At 62.0% G+C, this 2,763-nt stretch carries 1 protein-coding gene and 1 pseudogene; both read right to left on the reverse strand.

What is annotated here, in order from left to right:
• Nucleotides 1–1,959: 1,959 nt before the first annotated feature.
• Nucleotides 1,960–2,322: a hypothetical protein gene (locus WC683_20680; GenBank protein MFA4975028.1), complete on the reverse strand. Its 363-nt coding sequence runs from the start codon at nt 2,320–2,322 to the stop codon at nt 1,960–1,962.
• A gap of 64 nt (nt 2,323–2,386) precedes the next feature.
• Nucleotides 2,387–2,482: pseudogene (locus WC683_20685) on the reverse strand (SAM-dependent methyltransferase).
• Nucleotides 2,483–2,763 lie beyond the last annotated feature (281 nt).

A 2,763-nucleotide genomic window follows, 5' to 3' on the forward strand; every position in this document is an offset into this window, starting at 1 on the left:
GATGAGACCTTCGTCGCCGGGAAGAGGGTCTAAAATGAATAATAGGGACAGTCACCTATGAATAATAGGGACAGTCACGAATGGCACTAAGTTAAGGCGTTTTTCTCTGCCCTAAGCGTGCCGATCTTCTTGACACATCGGGAGTTGTAAGTTCAACCATTCGCAAAGAGAGGACGCGCATCTGGTTTAGGATGCGCTCGAGTCGGCGGTGTTCCCGAATCGCTTTGGCCACCGTGGCGGCCCGGGCGCGGCTGAGATTCACATTGACGGTCCTGCCCTCGCGTTTTTGGGTCCACTGGTAGTAAGGACCATAGATCCGTTCCCTCCCCTGGAGGGAGCGTAGCGGCCGTTGCAAGCGGCGTTGGAGGATGCTGCCCTGCAGGATCGGGCCCAGAGCGGCCAACGCCTGGCGGAGGGTGTCATACCGTTTCCATAAGGGATCGAGCTGGGGCGGTGTCGGCATACCGGTTCTCCTTGCTATATTTATAAGATACATGTATATATACATGTATCTACAGGGCTTGTCAAGCCCTTCCGGAGGTCGGTGCCCATGCTGACGCTGCGTTCCGCCGTCCGTACGTTGTGCCACCACACCCCGCTGGCCTTAAATCAGTGGTTCGGGTCGGGTCTGCCGCCTCTTCCCTCTCCCCCTGCCGGCTTCCGCTACCGATGGTTTGACCCCGCTACCACCTTTTGGCTTTTTCTCTGGCAAATGATGGATCCCGGCCGTTCCTGTCGTGAGGCGCTGGCTCAGGCCCACGCCTGGCTGGGGGGCCGGGGCTCCCATCGTCTTTCCTCCAGCACCTCGGCCTATTGTCAAGCCCGCGCCCGGTTGGTGGGCGCTTGGCTGGAGCGGATTCACCGCGCCCTTCTGCACCGGCTGGAGGAGGCCGCTCTCCCCTTTCCGCTCTGGAAGGGTCGTCGGGTGCTGGTGGCGGATGGCACCGGCGTCAGTATGCCGGATACGCCGGCTAACCAAGCTTGCTATCCCCAAGTACCCCAGCAGAAACCCGGATGTGGATTCCCGGTCCTGCGCTTGGTCGGCTTGTTTTCTCTGGTCTCGGGCGCTTGGCTGGAGATGGCGTTCGGCCCCTACTCCGTTGGCGAAGGGGCCCTCTTTCGCACACTGTGGTCCCGCTTGAGGCCCCGGGATGTCCTCTTGGCGGATCGCGGGTTTTGTTCATTTGCCCATGTGGCGTTGCTGGGCTTACGGCAGGTCGATTGCGTCTTGCGCCTACATGCCCGCCGCTCGACCGGCCTCCGCCTGCTCCAGCGCTTCTCCCGCCATGATCGGTTGGTGGAATGGTTCCGTCGGGGGGCCTGTCCGAGCTGGCTGACTCCGCTCCAATGGCGGAGGCTGCCCCCTACCCTCTGTGTCCGCCATGTGGCCGTCTCGGTGCGGCGTCCCGGGTATCGGACCCGCTCCCTCATCCTCATGACGACCCTTCTGGATCCCCGGGCCTATCCCCCGCACGCTCTGGCTGAGCTCTATCTCCGTCGCTGGCAGGTCGAGCTGTTCCTCCGAGACATCAAATGCACCCTGGCCATGGATGTCTTACGCTGCCACACCCCCGCCCTCATCCACAAGGAACTCCGATTGCATCAGATCGCATACAACATGGTGCGGGCGTTGATCCTTCAGGCGGCCGCCCAAGCGGCGATCAATCCGAGACAGATCAGCTTCGCCGGCACCCTCGCTACCCTTCGCCAATGGGCCCCGGTCTTGGCCAGCGCCTCATCCCCAGAACAGCATGCTTTACTCTTGCACGAATGTCTACTCCACCTTGCCGCGGATCGGCTTCCTTGTCGACCCGGCCGCCGGGAGCCGCGTGCGGTCAAACGCCGGCCTAAAAACTACCAATTCCTCACGCAAGCCCGTTCCCTGTTTCACGAAGTCCCTCATCGCAGCCACTGCCACCGAGGCTTATCTTAGTGCCATTCGTGACTGTCCTTATTTCCCTAATTACCCCGGCGCACGAGCAGATCGACGGCCAGCGCCACGCCGATCCCCGCCGCGTTCGCCAGGAGGTCGTACGGATCGAAGGTGTTCGACATGACGCCGAAGAACCCGTCCGTGATCTCGAAGACCTCCACGGCGGCCAGCGCGGCCCCCGCGGCGGCCAGGCGGCCCCACCCGAGATCGGAGCTCCCGAAAACGGCGAGGAAGTAGACCGCGAACGAGACCACGACGTTGCCGCCGTAGCTGTACACCGGCTCCTCAAGCGGGCCGTGATAGGCCGGCTTCAGCACGAGGGCGCCCACCCCCAGGAGAACGAACAAAATGCACTGGGCCTTTTCTCGGGGCGTGATCCGGCCGCTCATATCGTTCAGGATACTCTTTCCGCACGAACCGGCGCAAGCGCCGGGCGCGAGGCAACGCCCCCCATCACCTCCCCACCAGCGCGAGCACGCCCCAGCCCAGGTACTCGCGCGTGCCGGCGGCGTAGCGCGCGGGTTCCGAGGTCAATTAGGCGCGCACCTGGATAATAGGAACAGTCCCTATTTTCCGTTCCTGATTCTCCGCTAGGGCAAGAACCCTGTTTTTGTTTTCTCATCTTGCGCAAGAGCAATGGCGGCAGTGAACAGCATGGCGGCCAATAGTCTTTTATACTTTCTCCGACAAATAGGGCTGTTCCGATTGTACCGCACCCAGTTGTCTGGACACAGGATAAGGCTCACGCGGCAGCCTTGTCAAGGGCCGCCTGACGGGCCTCGGCCGGCGTGAGGAATCCCAGCCGTTCGAGGCGCCAGTGATGGTTGTAG

This window comes from bacterium (assembly GCA_041648665.1).
GTDB lineage: Bacteria > UBA10199 > UBA10199 > 2-02-FULL-44-16 > JAAZCA01 > JAFGMW01.